Here is an 18,775-nt window from a genome sequence, read left to right on the forward strand (position 1 = left end):
GAGGAGCTCATCATTCCGGCCCCCAGCCATCCCCTCATCGCCCACCGCACCCTGCACTCGCGTCTGATCCGGGCGCTGCTCGGCGACCGGCCCGCGCAGACCCCCGTCTGGTTCATGCGCCAGGCCGGAAGGTCTCTGCCGGAGTACCGGGCGCTGCGATCGCAGGGGACCATGCTCGAAGCCTGCCTCGACCCCGCGCTGGCCAGTGAGATCACCCTGCAGCCGGTGCGTCGCCACGGCGTCGACGCCGCCATCTTCTTCAGCGACATCATCGTGCCGCTGGCGCTCCTCGGCATCGACGTCGAGATCGCGGCCGGCCGCGGCCCGGTGTTCTCGCGCCCCCTCCACACCGCGGCGGACATCGCCCGGACGGTCGCGATCGATCCGGCGAGCCTGACTGAGCGGGGCGGTGCCATCGCGGATGCCGTGGCGCGCACGACGGCGATGCTCGCAGAGGAGTCCGAGCGTCGCGGTGAGCCGCTGCCGCTCATCGGATTCGCCGGTGCGCCCTTCACCCTGGCGGCCTACCTCGTCGAAGGCGGACCGTCGAAGGACCACATGGCCGCGCGGCGGCTCATCCACACCGACCGACCCGCCTGGGACGACCTCACCTCGTGGCTCGCGGAGGTCACCGGCCGGTTCCTCGCCCTGCAGATCGAGGCGGGCGCGAGCGCCGGTCAGCTGTTCGACTCGTGGGCGGGGGGTCTGCACCCGGACGACTACCGGGACGCCGTCCTGCCCTCGTCGGTGGCGGCGCTCGCCCACGCGCGCGGCCTGTCCCTGCCCGACGGCGTGGACCGGCTCCCGCTCGTCCACTTCGGCGTGGGCACCGGAGAGATCCTCGCCGACATGGCGACGCCCGACATCGATGCGCTCGGCGTCGACTACCGCGTCCCCCTCGACGAGGCGCGTCGTCGGATCGGCCGCGACCTGACCCTGCAGGGGAACCTCGACCCCGCACTGCTGTTCGCGCCCGAGGCGACCCGCACGGCCGCAGTGCACCGGATCCTCGAGGCCGGCCGCGCCGCTCGCGCGCACGTCTTCAACCTCGGGCACGGTGTCCCGATGGATGCCGATCCTGACGCGATCACCTCGGTCGTCCGCACCGTCCACGACTGGCGGGCACCGTGACCTCAGCGTCTTCGGTCGGGGCCGACCGTCACGACATCGTCGTGATCGGTGGCGGCATCGCGGGTCTGACCATCGCCTGGGAGGCCGCGCGCGCCGGTCGCGACGTCGTCGTACTCGAAAGCTCGGCAGCCACCGGGGGGATGCTGCGCCGCGGCGTCATCGCGGGCATCGAGGCCGACCTCGGAGCCGAGTCCTTCGCGACGCGGACGTCGGGCGTCGTCGACCTCGTCGCCGACGCCCGACTGCCGGTGCAGTTCGTCGAGCCGCGCCCCGCGGGGGCGCACCTCGCCTACCGGGAGCCGTGGGCCTTCGGCGCGCTGCGCCGGACGCGCCGCGCGCCGCTTCCGCGCCGCGCCCTCATCGGCATCCCGGCCGATCCTGCCGCGCCCGATGTCGCGCGCATCCTCGGGCGCGACGGGGTCCGTCGCGCCCTCGCCGAGCCGGCGCCGGCGCACGTCGAGGACGAGCCGTCGCTCGCCGACCTGGTCACCGCGCAGCTGGGCGAGGCCGTGGCCACGCGCCTGGTCGAGCCGCTGTGCCGCAGCGTGTACTCGCATGACGCCGCGTCGGTGCGGCTCTCGGCGCTGCACCCGACGCTGTGGGCCGAATACGTCGCGCGGGGTTCGCTGACCGCGGCGGTCGATGCGTTGGCGCCGGCCGCGCGGGCGGGCTCCGCCGTCCGTGGGGTCGAGGGCGGCCTGTGGCGGCTGGCCGCGGAGCTCCACGCCGCGGCGCTGCGCGCGGGCGCGGTGATCCGCACGTCCGCTCCGGTGGTCTCGGTGTCGGCCGGGGTCGACGGCGCAGTCGTCCTGCGGGGCGGCGAGACCGTCCACGCGGGGCAGGTCGTGATCGCCACCGGCCCGTCGGCGGCGGCGCGGCTCCTGGACGTCGAGGTGGCGCCGGCGGCGCCGGTGAGGCTGACCGTCGCGGAGATCACGGCGCACGGGCTCACCCGCGCCCCGGTGGGCTCCGGCGTGATCGTGGCGCCCGACGTCCCGACGCCCGCCAAGGCTCTCACCCACGTCGACGCCAAGTGGGAGTGGGCCGCAGCAGCTCTCCCGCCCGGTACCTCTGTCGTCCGGCTGTCCGCGCGCGACGGTGACGCCGGCGGCCTCGACACCCCGGCCGACATCGCCCGCGCGATCCGTGTCCTCACGGGCGTCCACGTGGCGCCGGCCGAGGTCCGCGCGCACACGCGCGTGGACTGGCCGGACGCCGTCTGCACGCCGACGACCCGTGCGCTGCTGGCCGGTGCCGCTCAGCGTCACGGCATCCATCTCGCCGGCGCCATCGCCGCCGGGACGGGCCTCGCTTCGGTGATCCCGCACGCGCGGCGCGTTGCCGCCGATCTTCTCTCCCACCCCATCCCTCACGAAGGAGCACGTCATGTCCGCTGACGACGCGTCAGCCCCCGGCCTCGGCTACACCCTGTTCGCGATCCTCGCCGGCCCCCGGCCGCGGGATGCCGCGCCCACGCCTGCCGACCTCGACGCGCTCCGCGCCGTGGTCGACGGCTTCGAGGCGTCGGGTGTCACCCTGCGCGGCCTGTACGACGTGACCGGGATGCGTGCGGAGGCCGACCTCATGGTGTGGCTCCACGGCGAGGACCCGGCCGCGCTGCAGAAGGCGCTCCGCGAGCTTCGGCGCAGCGCCGCCCTCGCGGAGTTCGACAACGTGTGGAGTGCGATGGGCGTGCACCGCGAGGCGGAGTTCAACAAGCGCCACGTGCCCGGCTATCTGCGCGGCGAGCACGCCCGCGAGTGGCTGTGCCTGTACCCGTTCGTGCGCAGCTACGAGTGGTACCTGCTGCCCGAGGAGGAGCGCTCGCGCATGCTGGCCGAGCACGGCCGACAGGGTGCGAAGTTCCGCGACGTGGTCGCGAACACGGTGTCGACCTTCGCGCTGAGCGATTACGAATGGCTGCTGCCGCTCGAGAGCGACAACCTCATCAGCCTCGTCGACCTCATGCGCGACCTGCGGGCGACCGATGCGCGCCGCCACGTGCGCGAAGAGGTCCCGTTCTACACGGGACGCCGGGTCGAGATCGCCGAGCTCGCGGAGGTGCTCTCGTGAGCGCCGAGAACATCGGAGCGACCTTCCGCCCCAAGCCGCCGCGCGCGAGCGCCGCGGTCGTGGCCGACGGTTCCGTCGTCCCCGGCGCCACCGAGGCGGCCAGCACCGGGGCGCCGCACGTGTCCGCGCCCACCGCCTACGACGGCATCCTGCTGCTCGGCTTCGGCGGTCCCGAGGGTCAGGACGACGTGATCCCATTCCTGCGGAACGTGACGGCGGGGCGCGGCATCCCCGACGAACGACTCGAGGAGGTCGCCCATCACTACCGCCACTTCGGGGGCGTCTCGCCCATCAACGAGCACAACCGCGAGCTGAAGGCGGCGCTCGACGCCGAGCTGGCGGGCCGCGGCATCGACCTGCCGGTGTACTGGGGCAACCGCAACTGGATGCCCTACGTGACGGATGCCGTCGAGGCGGCGCACCGCGACGGGCGCACGACGCTGCTCGCCATCGCCACGAGCGCCTACAGCTCGTACTCCTCGTGCCGGCAGTACCGTGAGGACCTCGCCGACGCGGTCGAGGCGACCGGCCTGCAGAGCGCGGTCCGCATCGACAAGGTGCGGCAGTTCTTCGACCACCCCGGGTTCGTGGCGCCCTTCGTAGAGGGCATTCGCGAGGGGATCGCGCAGCTCGCCGAACGCGGTGTGACCGACCTGGAGCACGAGGTCGAGATCCTGTTCTCGACGCACTCGATCCCGACCTCCGACGCCGACCGTTCGGGCCCGCCCGAGCGTGCGTTCGGCGCCGGCGGCGCCTACGTCGCCCAGCACACCGCCGTGGCGCAGGAGATCATGACGCAGCTCGGCATTCCGAGCTCGTGGCAGCTGGTCTTCCAGAGCCGGTCCGGCCCGCCGCAGGTGCCCTGGCTCGAGCCCGACATCAACGACGCGATGCAGGAGCTCCCGGAGCGCGGCCGCAAAGCCGTGCTGATCGTGCCACTCGGGTTCGTCAGCGACCACATGGAGGTCATGTGGGATCTCGACACCGAGGCGATCGAGACGGCCGAGGAACTCGGCCTGATCGGGATCCGCACCGCCACGCCCTCGACCCACCCCGCCTACGTCGCGGGACTGGTCGACCTGGTGCAGGAGCGCCTCGCGGGGACCCCCGCCGAGGAGCGCCCCGCGGTCACCGACCTCGGCCCCTGGTACGACGTCTGCCGCCCCGGATGCTGCGAGAACAAGCGGCTCGGGTTCCAGCCGGCCCTCGCGGGGGTGGCACCGTGACCACCCTCCGTCTGGGCACCCGCGCGAGCCTGCTGGCGACCACGCAGTCCCAGCATGTGGCGGATGCCGTGGCCGCGGCATCCGGCGCCTCCGTCGAGCTCGTGCCGATCACCAGTGCCGGCGACGTCCTCACCGGCCCGCTCGCGCAGATGGGCGGCACCGGGGTGTTCGCGACGGCTCTGCGCGACGCGCTGCTGCGCGAGGAGTGCGACTTCCTCGTCCACTCGATGAAGGACCTGCCGACGGCTCCGTTCCCGGGGATCGTCGTGGGCGCCGTGCCGGTGCGCGCGTCTCAGCGTGACGTGCTGTGCTCGCGCGACGGGGTGGCCCTGGCCGACCTGCCTCCCGGCGCTCGCGTGGGCACGGGCTCGCCGCGTCGCGTCGCACAGGTTCTCTCGCGGCGCCCCGACCTCGTCGTCGAGGGGATCCGCGGCAACGTGGACAGCCGCCTGCGGAAGGTGCACGACGGGGAGTTCGACGCGATCGTCCTCGCCGAGGCGGGGCTGCGGCGCATCGGTCGCGACGCGGCGATCACCGAGATCCTCGACTGGCCGACGTCGGCCGCGCAGGGGGCGCTCGCCGTCGAGGCGCGCGGCGGTGACGTCGACGTGCTCGCTGCGATCGGGCTGATCGAGGACGCCGACACCGCCCTCGCCGCCCACCTCGAGCGCGCCGTCCTGCGGCGGCTGGAAGCGGGCTGCGCGGCGCCGGTCGCGATCGACGCCGTCGTGGCTGCAGACGCGGTGACCCTGGTCGCCGTGGTCCACTCCGAGGACGGCACCCGCGCGGTGCGCGCCGACCGGCGGCTTCCGCACGACGTCGACATCGAGGCCGTCTCCGCCGACGTCGTCGCCGAGCTCTTCGCCGGTGGCGCGGGCGATCTCGCCGACCTCGCCGGAACCTCACGATGACCGGCGGACACCTCCGCGGTCGCCGCGTGCTCGTCCCGCGGGCGGGAGCCTGGGGTGAGCGGGTGCGCGCCGATCTCCGCGCACGGGGGGCGGATGCCGTCGTCGCGCCGCTCATCGGATCGGCCGAACCCCGAGACGCCGCCGCCCGGGATCGTGCGTTCGCCGCGCTCGCCGCCGGGCACTACGAGTGGCTGTTCGTCACGAGCGCGGCGACCATCGAGCAGCTCCGCACCCACGGCGTCGAGGTGCCGCCGACCACGCGCATCGCGGCGGTCGGCCGCGCCACCGCCCGTGCCGTCGTCGACGCCGGCTGGGAGGTCGAGTTCGTCCCCGCCGGAGCGTCGTCGGCCGGCGCACTCATCGCGCAGTGGTGCGCGGGGCGGGTCCCCGCCGGCACCGGCCGCTGCCTGGTGCTGCGCAGCGACCTCGCGCAGGCGGTCGTGAGCGACGAGCTCGAAGTGCGCGGCTACGAGGTCGATGTGTGCATCGCGTACCGCACCGTCGGCATCGACCTGCCCGCTGACGTCGCCGCCGATCTGCGTTCGGGCGTCATCGACACCGTGCTGCTCACCTCGCTGAGCGTCGGGCGGGAGCTGCGCCGACAGATCGGCGAGCTGCCGGCGAGCACGCTCGTGGCATCCATCGGCCCCGGCACCACCCGCGACGGCGAGGCGCTCGGCTTCGCGGTCGCCCACACCGCACACACCCAGAGCATCGACGCACTGATCGCCGAGATCGATGCGCTCGTCCCCGAGGAGTCGTCATGACCGCTTTCCCCACCCGCCGTCTCCGTCGCCTGCGCGGCACCTCCGCGCTTCGCCGACTGTCCGCGGAGCACCACCTGGTGCCCTCGCAGCTCGTCCTGCCCGTCTTCGTGAAGGAGGGGATCGCCGCCTCGCAGCCCATCGGGAGCATGCCGGGGGTGTCGCAGCATCCGCTCGAGAAGATCGCGGAAGTCGTCGACGAGGCCGCTGCCGCGGGCATCGGCGGCGTCATGCTCTTCGGTGTTCCCGCGAGCCGCAACGCAGTCGGGAGCGGCGCCACCGACCCCGACGGCATCCTCAACCGCGCCATCGCGGTCGCGAAGGATGCCGCGGCGGGCCGGCTGACGGTGCAGGCCGACCTCTGCCTCGACGAGTTCACCGATCACGGCCACTGCGGTGTGCTCGCCGCCGATGGAACCGTCGACAACGACGCCACGCTGCCGATCTACGCGGCGATGGGTGTCGCGCAGGCCCGCGCCGGGGCGGACATCCTGGGGCTCTCGGGAATGATGGACGGCCAGGTCGCCGCCGTGCGCGCCGCGCTCGACGAGGCCGGGTTCGCGCACGTCGCGATCCTCGCGTACTCCGCGAAGTACGCGTCGGCGTTCTACGGGCCGTTCCGCGACGCCGTCGAGTCGACGCTGGACGGCGACCGTCGGACGTACCAGATGGACCCGGCGAACGCTCGCGAGGGCATCGAGGAGGCGCTGTTCGACATCGCCGAGGGTGCGGACGTCGTCATGGTGAAGCCCGCGATGCCGTACCTCGACGTGCTCGCTCGTGTCTCGGACCGATCGAGCGTGCCGGTGTGGGCCTACCAGGTGTCGGGGGAGTACGCGATGATCGAGCACGCGGCATCCGCCGGCCTGATCGACCGGGAGCGCGCGATCGATGAGAGCCTGCTGGGCATCCGCCGAGCGGGTGCCGATGTCATCCTCACGTACTGGGCGATCGAAGTCGCCGGCTGGCTGCGCGCCGGGAAGGAGCTCTCATGAGCCGCAATCAGGAGCTTTTCGACCGCGCCCGCGAGGTCATTCCGGGCGGCGTCGATTCGCCCGTGCGGGCGTACGGCTCGGTCGGTGGCACGCCGCGGTTCATGGTGTCGGCGCAGGGTGCGTATGTCACCGACGCCGACGGCCGCGAGTACGTCGACTTGATCGCCAGCTGGGGTCCTGCGCTGCTGGGACACTCGCACCCTGCCGTCGTGGAGGCGGTCGTGGCGGCCGCGCGGCGTGGGCTGTCGTTCGGTGCGCCGACAGCCGCCGAGACCGAGCTGGCCGAGGAGATCCGTCGGCGGGTGCCCGCGGCCGAGAAGATCCGGCTCGTGTCGACGGGGACAGAGGCGACGATGACGGCGATCCGTCTCGCGCGGGCGGCAACCGGGCGGGATCTGCTCATCAAGTTCGCGGGGCACTACCACGGCCACTCCGACGGGCTGCTCGCGCAGGCGGGGTCCGGGCTCGCGACGCTCGCGCTGCCGGGGTCGGCCGGCGTGCCCGCGGCGGTGGCCGCGCAGACGCTCGTGGTGACGTACAACGACCGCGCCGCGATCGAGGCCGTGTTCGCCGAGCACGACGGCCGGATCGCCGCGATCATCACCGAGGCGGCGGGCGCGAACATGGGCGTCGTGCCGCCGGCGCCGGGGTTCACCGCGTTCCTGTCCGACATCGCGCACCGGCACGGTGCCGTGCTCATCAGCGACGAGGTGCTGACCGGGTTCCGCTCGTCGGCGTCGGGATACGCGGGCGTGCTGACAGCGGCGGGCGAGGACGTCGTCCCCGACCTCGTGACGTTCGGCAAGGTCATCGGCGGCGGACTGCCCGTCGCGGCGGTCGCCGGGCGCGCCGACATCATGGACCTGCTCGCCCCGACCGGTCCCGTCTACCAGGCGGGCACGCTGTCCGGGAATCCGGTGGCTGTGGCGGCGGGGCTCGCGACGCTGACGCACGCCGACGAAGACGTCTACCGGCGGTTGGATGCCGCGGCGCACGCGGTCGCGGGAGCGGCATCCGCTGCGTTGAGGGAGGCCGGGGTGCCGCACGTCGTGCAGTGGGCGGGGACGTTGTTCAGCGTGTTCTTCGGCGACGCCGTCGTCGGCGGGGTGCCCGACTACGCGACGGCGACCGCGCAGGACTCGGCCGCGTACGGCCGGTTCTTCCACGCGATGCTGGATGCCGGTGTCTCGATGCCGCCGTCCGCGTTCGAGGCCTGGTTCGTCACCGCCGCCCACGACGACGCCGCGATCGCCCGCATCGTCGACGCGCTGCCCGCGGCGGCGCGGGCTGCGGCGGGCTGACTGGGGTTTCGACCTCAGGTTCGGGTACGTGAGGTTGACTGCGTGCGACGTGCGCGAGCAGGATCGGCCGTATGGTTGCTCGGACTCGCCCTGTGTGGCCGTGGGGGATTCTGCTCTTGGCCGCAGTGATCACCGGATTTCTCGCGCTCACGGTGTGGACCGGAGTCTGCATCGACTACGTCTCGGAGTCCGCGGGGGACAGCACGTGCACGATGGCGCCCTCGCTCGGTTGGCCGGGAGCGATCGTCGTCGCCGGCATCAGTCTCGCGGTCGCAGTGTTTTCAATCGTGCGGCTCGTGCGCCGGTGATCGAGGCGGTCACCGCGGCATCCGTCACGTCCGCGTGACCGCAGACCGCAACCGAACCGGCGAGGTCGTCACGGCGCGCCAGGTCATCGAGGTGTCGAACCAGATCGGTGCCATCACTTCGGGGACGCCGCGGTTCATCCGTATCCGCCAGCCGATCTTGTCGAGGAACCGGTGGTGGAACCAGCACAACAGGACTCCGTTGTCGGTGTGGGTCGGGCCGCCGACGGCGTGCTCGACGACGTGGTGGATCTCGCACCACGCGGCCGGTGCGCCGCACCCGGGGATGATGCACCCGCCGTCGCGGAGAGCGATCGCGCGTCGCTGATGACGGTTGAAGACCCGCTCCTCGTTCCCGATCGCGATGATCCGGCCGTCGCGGCTCGTCACCCGCTGGATCGTCCCGGCGCACGCGATGTGCCGCGCCACGTCGGTCGAGATCGGCTCGTCGCATCCCTGCGCGTGCGCGTAGCCCTTGCCCTTCGACAGGTTTTCTTCCGTCACCTGCACGACGAGCGTCGGTGCATGTCCACCGATGGTTGGCAGCAGGCCACTGGATGCCGCCACACCGAGCGCCGCCGCGAACGCGTCGTGCTGGCGCTGTGCGCGCGATCGGTCGTCGCGCGGCGCGTGGAGCGACGGGTCGCCATCGGGGACGAACGCGACCTTGGGTGAGAGCTGCGCATCGAAGATCGTCTGCAGTTGCGCGGCGACGTCGGGGAGCAGCATCCCGTGCACGGGGACACCGTGCGGTGTCGCAGTGCCCAAGACGACGGAGCGCTTCCGCTCGGCGGCGCGTTCGCGAGGCTCCGCACCGTCTTGATCCAGCGCGATCGCCCACGTCTGTGCGTGGATCTTCAGGAGCGCCGCGCACGCGGGTGGTGCACCGTCGGGACCTTCGCCGCGGGCCTCAGCGACCACGATCGCGGCGGCGTCGCGGCGGGCGGACTCCGACACCCGGGGAGCAGTTGTGCGCAGCGGCTCGGTGATCGCCAACACACCGTCGACACCGAGCACGCCGTCGATCATCGCTTCGCGCACCTCCGGGTACGGCGCCGCGCACCGCTCGCCGGTGATCTCCGACACTGTCTGCCGCGCCGCGGTTGCCGCGCGCTGCAGTCGCGCCGCGCTCCGCGCATCGACGCGGGTCAGCTTCTCGACGAGTTCGGTGACGTCGCGGCATCCGAGGTGCGAGGTCATCCGCTCGTCGCGGACGGGCTGCTCAGAGCGCCGCATGACTTCGCCCACGGCGTCGAGAAGGAGCGCCTCGACAAGTCGCTGCAGGTCGCCGACGGCTGCCAGCTGTTGCGCGAGTTCGGTCTCCGTCGCTCGCTCCAACCAGCGCTCGGCGTCGCTCCGCGCGACCACCGACGCGGCCTGCTTGTGCAGGTCTCGAAGTGGCGGTCGGGGGAGGTCCATACCCCCAATTCTGCCGAGGGGGTCCGACATTGGGAGGTGGAAAACAAGCAGATCAGCGGCTTAAAAGAGCGGCGAAGTGTGAGGGTTCTCTCATCTGGCTACGTGCCCTTCTGGACCTTGCGTTTCGGCGTGGAACACACCAAGAAGCGCCCTCGAACACGGCCGCAGATTGCCCCTGCGGCATCCGCAAGCAAGGATCGGCGCATGGGGGAACGAGCCACACGCACTGAACGACATCTCATCGCTGCAGCGACGAGCGTCGTCGCCATCCTCGGCTTCACCGCCTGCGCCGGCGCGGCGCCCGCGGCCGAACCAGACGCGATCGCTGCACACGCCGTACCGCTCGGCATCGATCCGGCCGTCGTGTACACGACGTCGGTCGACGGCTACGACCTCGCGCCGCAGTCGGTCAACGAGGTCGATGACGGTGGTCTCTCGGCGACCTGGGTCTCCACCGGCACGGGTGACACGATCACTCTCCGGATCGGAGCGGGCGAGCTGACGGATGCCGCGTGCGCAGCGTTGCCGATGTGGGGGCTCGTCGACGGAAACGTCACCTGCACCGTCGACGGCGACATCTGGCATCGCGTCGGTGGTGATGTCGAGGAGTACGCCGTCGCCCGCGACGGCGCACTGATCCGCGTCATCGGCGGCGACGGGTACGGCGCGCCGGCCGCCGATCTGCTCGCCGCGGCAGAAGCGGTCCGCGTGCCGTCGGCCGACGAACTGGAGCAGCTGTTCTCCGACGCATCGAACCGCCGTCAGAACGAACCGGTCGAGCGCGGCGACCTCCCCGGGAACGGCGATGGTGCTCCCATCGACCAGGGTGGGGAGGGCGGCTGACGCCCCAACTAGGCTGGACGTCATGCCCGTGACCCTGCTCGGAGCCGCCGAGATCCGCGCGCTCGCCGCCGAACTCGATGTGACTCCGACCAAGAAGCTGGGGCAGAATTTCGTCGTTGACGCCAACACGGTCCGCAAGATCGTCACGGCCGCCAAAGTCACCGCCGCCGACCGCGTCGTCGAGGTAGGGCCGGGCCTGGGCTCGCTGACCCTCGCCATCCTCGAGACCGGTGCGCCGGTCACCGCCGTCGAGATCGACCACCGCCTCGCCGCGCACCTGCCGACGACCGCCGCCGCGCACGGCGTGCCGGACGGCGCCCTCACCGTCGTCCCCGCCGACGCGCTCCGCGTCACCGAACTTCCCGGCGACCCGAACGTGCTCGTCGCGAATCTGCCGTACAACGTCAGCGTCCCGGTGCTCCTGCACTTCATGGAGACGTTCCCGGGCATCGAACGCGGCGTCGTCATGGTGCAGGCCGAGGTCGCCGAGCGCCTCGCAGCCCCGCCCGGATCGAAGATCTACGGCACCCCCAGCGTCAAGGCCGCCTGGTACGGCCCATGGCGCCTCACCGGCACCGTCTCGCGCCAGGTGTTCTGGCCGGTCCCCAACGTCGACAGCCTCCTCGTCGGCTTCGAGCGCGACGCGACTCCGCGGGGCGATGACGACCTCCGGCGACGCACCTTCCAGATCGTGGATGCCGCGTTCCAGCAGCGCCGCAAGATGCTGCGTCAGGCGCTGTCGGGGCTCTTCGGCGGGTCGTCGGGCACCGCGAGCGCCGTCCTCGAGCAGGCGGGTGTTCCGCCGACCGCGCGCGGCGAGGATCTCACGATCGAGGACTACGTCCGCATCGCACGCGTCTGAGCGGGTCTCCGACTCTTCGCGCGTCGTTCACCACGCGTTCCCGAAACATGCCGGTAACATTTCGGCTGAACGGGCGCGACCCGAGGCGCTCGTCCCGACGGGAAGAGACACCCATGCGCCGCGCCGAGCATCCGGCCGCCGACCGGATCCTGCTCCACCTCAGCGACACGCACCTGCGCGCTCCCGGGCCGCAGCTGTTCGACCGTGTCGACGGACTCGCCTCCCTCACCACGGCTCTCGCCGGGATCGAGGCGAGCGGCGTCGCCCCTGACGCGATCGTGTTCACGGGCGACCTGGTCGATCTGGGGGAGGCTGACGCGTACGACATGCTCCGCGAGCTCGTCGAGCCGTTCGCCGAGCGCCTCGGCGCGAGACTGCTGTGGGTCATGGGCAACCATGACGATCGCGGCGCGTTCCGGGCCCGCCTGCTGGGCGCGTCCTCCGATGATCCGACCGCGCCGTACGACCGCGTCGACGAGCTCGATGGCCTCCGGGTCGTGACGCTCGATTCGAGCGTGCCGGGGCGTCACCACGGCGAGGTGTCGGACGCGCAGCTCGCGTGGCTCCGCGACGTGCTGGCGACGCCCGCGCCGCTCGGCACCGTCCTCGCGATGCACCACCCGCCGGTCCCGAGCGTCCTCCCGCTGGCCTCCAGCGTTGAGCTCCGCGATCAGCGGCGGCTTGCCGACGTGCTGCGGGGCACCGACGTGCGCGCGATCATCGCGGGTCACCTGCACTACTCGACGTTCGCGACGTTCGCGGGCATCCCGGTGTCCGTGGCATCCTCGACCTGCTACGCGCAGGATCTGACGGTGCCGGTCGGGGGGACCCGGCCTCAGGATGCCGCGCAGGCGTACAACCTCGTCCACGTGTACGACGAGACGATCGTCCACTCGGTGGTCCCGATCGCCGCGGCGCCCGCGCTCGAATACATCGACGCGGACGAGGCTCAGCGTCGCCTGAGCGACGCGGGCATCGAGGGCGCGCTCACGCGTGCTGCTCGGCGCTCCGTGCCGGCGCTGCGCTGACCGCGGGATCCTCCCACGGGGCACGCACCGGGAAGAGCCGTTCGAGCAGCTCGGTGACCGCTCGTACGCGCACGGGTTCGGGGACCTCGTGGTCGCCGCCGTCGTTGAGGCAGAACATGTCGACGTCGCGGCGGTCGGCGAGACGCTCCATCCGGCGCAGCGATGCGGCCTGCGTGGTCTGGAAGTACCGCACCCGGGGCGTCGTCGAGGCGATCGCCCGACCGGTGAACGCCGCGTAGTAGTGGTACAGGCAGTTCGTGACCGACACGTCCGTCGCGGAGCGGAAGCGGGATGCCGCGGTGCGGGCGACCTCTTCGGGGAATTCGCGCTCGAGCTCGAACATCACGCTCCGTCGGAGCGGTGCCGCGCAGTGCTCGAGGTCGCGGACGATCGTGCGGCCGAAGCGTTCCTCCAGGAGGGCACGGTTCACGCGGAGGGCGTTGTCGTGTCCGCTGCGGGCGACGCGGTTGGGGCCGGTGCCGATGCGGATGTCGCACTCGACGAACGACGAGACCCCGCCGGGCGAGAAGAAGAGCTCGGGGGAGACCGGGCGCCCGAAGAACATGTCGTCGTTGGAATACAGGAAGTGCTCCGAGAGGCCGTCGATGCGGTGGAGCTGAGCCTCGACGGCGTGCGAGTTGTGCGTGGGGAGCACCGAGGGGTCGGCGAAGAACTCCTCGCTGCGCACGATGGTCACCTTCGGGTGGTCGAGCAGCCACGCCGGGGCGGGGGAGTCGGTCGCGATGAAGATGCGTCGCACCCACGGCGCGTACATGTGGACGCTCCGCAGCGCGTACCGCAGCTCGTCGACGTGACGGAAGCGGGCGGGGCCGTCGTCGCCCTCACCGACCACGTACTCGGACATGCGGGCGGCGCGCTGACGCTGGAAGTCGGTGGACGACCCGTCGACCCACGAGAACACCATGTCGATGTCGTGTGTGATCTCCCCGGGGTGCGGGTCGAACATTCCCTGCAGCGTCTGCCAGGTGCGGTCGTACCGGTCGACGGTGGCGCGCTCGAGGTCTTCGGCGGCGATCGTGCGACGGGTCAGGTCGTTGGCGTGGGGCGCCTCGACGACCTCCTCGCCGAACCGCCAGAACTCGACGCGCACGGCGACGCCCGCGCCGTAGCGCAGGGCGCCGGCGAGCCGCGGGCGGAAGACCCGCACCGACGACGGGCCGGTGGCGGTGTGACGGTACTCGGCCATCGGCACCGTTGTGCCGCCCTTCGGCTTGGCGTAGAGAGGTTCGCCGGATGCCGCGGCGGCGAGCGCGGCGAGGGCGCGGTCCCGATCCTCGAGATCTACGACGAGGGCGGGGACACGACCGTCGTGGCGGATCAGCAGGTGAGCGATCCCGTCGCGGTCGAACGCGTCGGCGACGAGCCGCAGGTCGGCGATGCGGGCGTCGTCGGGGGTCAGGTCGTCGTGGCGCAGATGCAGCACACCGCCGTGGAGGACGATGTCCTCGCGCTGGAGAAGCCGGGTCCAGGAGCCGCCGCGGTGCGGCAGGGCGGTGATGTGCGTCACATATCCTCCGAAATGTTCGATTCGAGTCAGGGTAGGCGGGCCTCGTTTCGCCGACGTTTCATCGTCAACGCTCGATAGCCTGGGGGTATGACCACCGACTACGCCGAGCGTTTTCCCGAGTCGCGCAACGGCGACACCCACCGTCCGTATCAGGCGGCGTCCGATCGCTACGAATCCGGCGCTTTCCGCCAGGTCGGCACGAGTGGCCTCTGGCTGCCGGCGATCTCGCTGGGCCTGTGGTGGAACTTCGGGGACAACGTGCCCTTCCAGAACCAGCGTACCGTCCTGCGGCACGCTTTCGACCGGGGGATCACCCACTTCGATCTGGCCAACAACTACGGTCCGCCCTTCGGCACCGCGGAGACCAACTTCGGCCGGATGATGCGCGAGGACTTCGCGCCGTACCGCGACGAGCTGATCATCTCGTCCAAGGCCGGCTACGACATGTGGCCAGGCCCCTACGGCAACAACGGCTCGCGCAAGTACCTGATCGCGAGCGCGGAGCAGTCGCTGAAGCGGATGAGCGTCGACTACGTCGACATCTTCTACTCTCACCGCGCCGACCCGGTCACGCCCATCGAGGAGACGGTCGGGGCTCTCGACACCCTCGTCCGCCAGGGCAAGGCGCTGTACGTCGGCATCTCCTCCTACAGCGCCGAGCGCACCGCCGAGGCCGTCGCCGTGGCGGAGTCGCTCGGGACCCCGCTGATCATCCACCAGCCCTCCTACTCGATCCTGAACCGCTGGATCGAGGAAGGACTCACCGATGCGCTGAAGACGGCGGGCATGGGCGCGATCGCCTTCACCCCGCTGGCCCAGGGTCTCCTGACGGACAAGTACCTCGGCGACGGCACCGGCGACCGGTCGCAGTCCCGGTTCTCGCTCCCCGACGGGACGCTGAGCGAGAAGGCCCTGACGACGCTGCGCTCCCTCAACGACATCGCGAATGAGCGCGGACAGACCCTTGCGCAGATGGCCATCCAGTGGATCCTCCGCGACGAGGTCGTCGCGTCCGCCCTCATCGGCGCGTCGAGCACGGCGCAGCTGGACCAGAACCTGGCCGCCACCGAGGGAGCGCCGTTCGACGCCGACGAGCTCGCGCGCATCGACGAGCTGTCCGGCGCGATCGACGTGAACCTCTGGGCGGAGTCGTCGGACGCGTGAGTCTCGTCTACGACGCCGGTCGCCGCGTCCACGTCCGCGCCCCGGGCAAGCTCAACCTCTCGTTCGAGGTCGGGCACGCCGGGGACGACGGATACCACGACGTGGCATCCGTGTATCAGGCGGTGTCGCTCTTCGAGGACGTCTGGGCGACGCACGGCGACGACTTCTCGATCGCGGTGACCGGCGACGTGGACGTGTCGGGGGTGCCGCTCGATGAGCGCAACCTCGCGGTCCGCGCCGCGCGACTGGTGACCCGTGCGGTCGGGTGGAACGGCGGCATCCACCTCGACGTCCACAAGGGTGTCCCGGTGGCCGGCGGAATGGGCGGCGGGTCCGCCGACGCCGCCGCGGCGCTCGTCGCCGTCAACGAACTCGTGGGCGGCGGTCTGTCCGGGAGCGAGCTGCAGGAGCTGGGCGCCGAGCTCGGCGCCGACGTCCCGTTCGCGCTGCTCGGGGGCACCGCCGTCGGCACCGGTCGCGGCGATGAGCTCGCCCCGGCGCTCGCGCGCGGCCGCTTCGACTGGGTCCTCGTCCCGAGCGACGGAGGTCTCTCGACGCCCACCGTGTACGGCGAGCTCGACCGGCTGCGCGCCGAGGCCGACATCCGGCCCGATCGCGTCGCGCCGACCGTCGACCCCGCCGTGCTGCGGGCGCTCCGCGCCGGCGACCCGGTCGGGCTGGGGAAATCGATCCGCAACGACCTCCAGCTCGCCGCGGTCACGCTCCAGCCCGAGCTCGCCGTGGTTCTGAAGACCGGGACCGCGCACGGGGCGCTCGGCGCCCTCGTCTCGGGGTCGGGTCCGACGGTCGCCTTCCTCGCCGGGGGCGAACAGCACGGCCGCGACCTGGCCGACCGCCTCAGCGGCGACGGACTCCGAGCCCTGCACGTCCACGGTCCCGTCGCCGGAGCGCGGGTGCTCTGACCGACCGGCGCGCGCCGAGTCGGTGGGCCCCCGTAGCCTGGGTGCATGACCGAGCTCGACGACACGTTCCACTCCGCCGCACTCGACGCCGACCTGCGCTCGGCACTGGAGGCACAGGGCCTGCGCGTGGGCCGCGTGAGCGACGACGACCGTCCCGGCACCGATCGGTGGCTGGATGCTGTCGCCCGGGGCTTCCTCGATGGCGAGCGCAACGACACGCACCGCCAGGCCTTCTTCGACCGGACCGCCTACCGGCGCAAGATCGGCGTCTTCGACGACTCCGGGCCCGATGCGGCCGTCCCGGTGGCGAGCTTCGCGTCGTGGGGCGCCGAGCTCAGCGTGCCCGGCGGCACCGTTCCGGCGTGCGCGATCAGCTCGGTGACCGTCGCGCCGACGCACCGCCGGCGCGGCATCCTCCGCCAGGTCATGGCGGGCGAGCTGCGCACCGCCGCCGGTCTCGGTTACCCCCTCGCGATCCTCACCGTCAGCGAGTCGGGGATCTACGGCCGGTTCGGTTTCGCTCCGGCGGCGCACGCTGCGCACTGGAAGATCGACGTGCGGCGTGCCCGGTGGACCGGTCCGGACGCTCCCGGGCGCATCGACTTCGTGACCCGAGAGGAGGGCCGCCGTCTCGCTCCCGCGCTCCACGACCGCATCCGCGTGACCTCGCCGGGTGAGATCGACATGCCCGGCGGGCACTGGGACCGCTTCTACGGCACCCGTCCCGATGTCGAGAAGGCCGAGGAGCGTCGGGTGGTCCAGTACCGCTCGCCCGAGGGCGAGGTCGACGGCCTGGCGATCTACTCGATCTCGCACAACCACGACGACTTCGCGGCGTCGACCGTCGAGGTCATTCAGCTTCTGGCCGCCACCGATGCCGCCTACGCCGGGCTCTGGCGGTTCTTCCTGTCGATGGACCTCATCGGCACGGTGACCGCGGGGGAGCTGTCGCTGGACGAACCGCTGTGGTGGATGATCGCCGACCAGCGTGCGGCGACCATCACCACCCGCGACCACCAGTACCTGCGCATCCTCGATGTGCCCGCGGCGCTCGCCGCGCGGCGCTACGACGTCACCGACACCGTCGCGTTCGAGGTGACCGACCCGCTCGGCATCGCGTCCGGCGTCTTCGTCCTGTCTGCCGGGGAGGACGTGGGAGTGGATGCCGTCGCGGAAGCGCCCGTCGGGGTGCCGCTCGTGCGCCTCAGTGTCGCGGAGCTCTCCGCCCTCCTGCTCGGCGGCGTCTCGCCGGTCACGCTCGCGAAGGCCGGGAGGCTCGACGCCGATGAGCCGGATCGCGTCGCCCGCCTGTTCGCATCGACGACGACGCCGCGTCTGAGCTTCTGGTACTGATCCCTCGCCGGTCGCGCCGCGCCGCTGTGCGAGGATCCAGGCATGGGGGATGACAGGGCAGAGCTCGAACGACTGCGCGCCCGGGCCTACGGGCGGGATGCCGACATCGCGAGCGATCCGGGGGCGCTTGAGCGTCTGCAGTTCTTGGAGGGCCGGAACGCGGTGACGGCGGCCCCGGACACGCGTGCATCCGAGCCGCCGGCGCCCGAGCCGCCGGCATCCGAGCCGTCGGCATCCGAGGGACCTCTGGCCGAGCCATCGGCATCCGGATCGACGCTCGCTGCGCCCGGGCGATGGTGGCGTCGCGCGTGGCCGATCGCCGCCGTCGCGGTCGGCGGCGTGATCGCCGGCGTCGTCGCCGCCCAACTGCTCGCGCCGCAGTCCGTGGCGTCGACCGAAACCGGAGCGGTGCTCGCGGACACGGTTCGAGCCGATCCCGGATTGGAGTGGCCCGAGATCTTCGGTGGAGGCGAAGACGACGTTCGGGTGTGGTCGTACCGCGGACTGACGATGGCGTCGACGGACATGTTCGTGTACTCCCCGGGGAGTGACGAGTGCCTTGTGCTGATGGAATCGGAAGACATCGAGCCGTACATCGGGCCGGACGCCGACGACGGCTCCGGCGGCTGGGTCTTCGACGGCATGCAGTTCAACGGGTGCGCAGCCGGTGTCTTCCCCGCGACGGTGCAGTTCGTCGTCGGCGCCGACGCGCCGAGCGAGCTGCGCGCGCGCTTCTCCGTGGGCACCGCCGTGCAGATCGTGCTGGACGGCGAGTTCCTCCGGGTCTACGAACACTCGGATTGACGCGGGCCGGGTGAGCTGAGCCCTGGCGCGCGGCGGACACTCCACAGCTTCAGGTGGCACTTCTTGTCGCTTCGTGAGCGTGGAGACGGCGTGTTCTGCCACCTGGAGCGAACTCCTCGGCGCGCAGGAGACACCGCTCGCGCCG

The 18,775-nt window shown here is 71.9% G+C and carries 18 protein-coding genes; 16 read left to right on the forward strand and 2 right to left on the reverse strand.

Features of this window, described 5'->3' with window-relative positions:
- Nucleotides 1-63: 63 nt before the first annotated feature.
- From hemE to BKA24_RS07185, 9 genes are all read left to right on the forward strand, one after another.
- On the forward strand, nt 64-1,131 hold the full coding sequence (gene hemE, locus BKA24_RS07145) for a uroporphyrinogen decarboxylase (RefSeq protein ID WP_281385784.1): 1,068 nt from the start codon (nt 64-66) through the stop codon (nt 1,129-1,131).
- Nucleotides 1,128-2,528: an FAD-dependent oxidoreductase gene (locus tag BKA24_RS07150; protein WP_184216513.1), complete on the forward strand. Its 1,401-nt coding sequence runs from the start codon at nt 1,128-1,130 to the stop codon at nt 2,526-2,528. The genes hemE and BKA24_RS07150 overlap by 4 nt, the downstream gene beginning before the upstream one ends.
- Nucleotides 2,518-3,204: a hydrogen peroxide-dependent heme synthase gene (gene hemQ, locus BKA24_RS07155; protein WP_184216515.1), complete on the forward strand. Its 687-nt coding sequence runs from the start codon at nt 2,518-2,520 to the stop codon at nt 3,202-3,204. Before BKA24_RS07150 ends, hemQ begins: the two co-directional genes overlap by 11 nt.
- Complete coding sequence (locus BKA24_RS07160) at nt 3,201-4,430, forward strand: ferrochelatase (protein ID WP_184216518.1); 1,230 nt, start codon at nt 3,201-3,203, stop codon at nt 4,428-4,430. The genes hemQ and BKA24_RS07160 overlap by 4 nt, the downstream gene beginning before the upstream one ends.
- On the forward strand, nt 4,427-5,341 hold the full coding sequence (hemC, locus tag BKA24_RS07165; protein WP_343066004.1) for a hydroxymethylbilane synthase: 915 nt from the start codon (nt 4,427-4,429) through the stop codon (nt 5,339-5,341). Before BKA24_RS07160 ends, hemC begins: the two co-directional genes overlap by 4 nt.
- On the forward strand, nt 5,338-6,108 hold the full coding sequence (locus tag BKA24_RS07170) for a uroporphyrinogen-III synthase (protein ID WP_184216522.1): 771 nt from the start codon (nt 5,338-5,340) through the stop codon (nt 6,106-6,108). The genes hemC and BKA24_RS07170 overlap by 4 nt, the downstream gene beginning before the upstream one ends.
- Entirely contained in the window at nt 6,105-7,100 is a 996-nt protein-coding gene (gene hemB / locus BKA24_RS07175) for a porphobilinogen synthase (RefSeq protein ID WP_184216525.1), read from the forward strand. The genes BKA24_RS07170 and hemB overlap by 4 nt, the downstream gene beginning before the upstream one ends.
- A complete protein-coding gene (gene hemL, locus BKA24_RS07180) occupies nt 7,097-8,401 on the forward strand; it encodes a glutamate-1-semialdehyde 2,1-aminomutase (protein ID WP_184216527.1) in 1,305 nt (434 codons plus the stop codon). The genes hemB and hemL overlap by 4 nt, the downstream gene beginning before the upstream one ends.
- A 116-nt stretch (nt 8,402-8,517) precedes the next feature.
- Nucleotides 8,518-8,709 (forward strand): hypothetical protein, encoded by a 192-nt coding sequence (locus BKA24_RS07185; protein WP_184216529.1) that lies wholly within the window; start codon nt 8,518-8,520, stop codon nt 8,707-8,709.
- 24 nt (nt 8,710-8,733) lie between these two features.
- Here BKA24_RS07185 and BKA24_RS07190 read toward each other — a convergent pair whose 3' ends face one another.
- The gene (locus BKA24_RS07190) at nt 8,734-10,125 is read right to left on the reverse strand and encodes an HNH endonuclease signature motif containing protein (protein ID WP_184216531.1); all 1,392 of its coding nucleotides are present in this window, start codon (nt 10,123-10,125) and stop codon (nt 8,734-8,736) included.
- Between the two features lie 204 nt (nt 10,126-10,329).
- Between BKA24_RS07190 and BKA24_RS07195 the strand changes: the two genes are divergently transcribed.
- From BKA24_RS07195 to BKA24_RS07205, 3 genes are all read left to right on the forward strand, one after another.
- Nucleotides 10,330-10,968, forward strand: coding sequence for a hypothetical protein (locus tag BKA24_RS07195; RefSeq protein WP_221417293.1), 639 nt, complete (start codon nt 10,330-10,332; stop codon nt 10,966-10,968).
- Nucleotides 10,969-10,990: 22 nt separating this feature from the next.
- Nucleotides 10,991-11,830 (forward strand): 16S rRNA (adenine(1518)-N(6)/adenine(1519)-N(6))-dimethyltransferase RsmA, encoded by an 840-nt coding sequence (gene rsmA / locus BKA24_RS07200; protein ID WP_184216533.1) that lies wholly within the window; start codon nt 10,991-10,993, stop codon nt 11,828-11,830.
- Between the two features lie 113 nt (nt 11,831-11,943).
- A complete protein-coding gene (locus BKA24_RS07205) occupies nt 11,944-12,858 on the forward strand; it encodes a phosphodiesterase (RefSeq protein ID WP_184216535.1) in 915 nt (304 codons plus the stop codon).
- Here BKA24_RS07205 and BKA24_RS07210 read toward each other — a convergent pair.
- Nucleotides 12,818-14,386, reverse strand: a complete 1,569-nt coding sequence (locus BKA24_RS07210; RefSeq protein ID WP_184216538.1) for a stealth conserved region 3 domain-containing protein — start codon at nt 14,384-14,386, stop codon at nt 12,818-12,820. The genes BKA24_RS07205 and BKA24_RS07210 overlap by 41 nt on opposite strands.
- Before the next feature lie 87 nt (nt 14,387-14,473).
- On the opposite strand from BKA24_RS07210, the gene BKA24_RS07215 reads away from it, so the two are divergent.
- Genes BKA24_RS07215 through BKA24_RS07230 form a run of 4 tightly spaced genes read left to right on the forward strand, consistent with a single transcriptional unit; the run spans nt 14,474 to nt 18,630 of the window.
- Nucleotides 14,474-15,550, forward strand: coding sequence for an aldo/keto reductase (locus tag BKA24_RS07215; protein ID WP_184216541.1), 1,077 nt, complete (start codon nt 14,474-14,476; stop codon nt 15,548-15,550).
- Nucleotides 15,547-16,473, forward strand: a complete 927-nt coding sequence (locus tag BKA24_RS07220) for a 4-(cytidine 5'-diphospho)-2-C-methyl-D-erythritol kinase (protein WP_184216543.1) — start codon at nt 15,547-15,549, stop codon at nt 16,471-16,473. Before BKA24_RS07215 ends, BKA24_RS07220 begins: the two co-directional genes overlap by 4 nt.
- 45 nt (nt 16,474-16,518) lie before the next feature.
- Nucleotides 16,519-17,826, forward strand: a complete 1,308-nt coding sequence (locus BKA24_RS07225; RefSeq protein WP_184216545.1) for a GNAT family N-acetyltransferase — start codon at nt 16,519-16,521, stop codon at nt 17,824-17,826.
- A gap of 42 nt (nt 17,827-17,868) precedes the next feature.
- Entirely contained in the window at nt 17,869-18,630 is a 762-nt protein-coding gene (locus BKA24_RS07230; protein WP_184216547.1) for a hypothetical protein, read from the forward strand.
- Nucleotides 18,631-18,775: the final 145 nt, after the last annotated feature.

The organism is Microbacterium marinum, assembly GCF_014204835.1.
Classification (GTDB): Bacteria; Actinomycetota; Actinomycetes; order Actinomycetales; family Microbacteriaceae; genus Microbacterium; species Microbacterium marinum.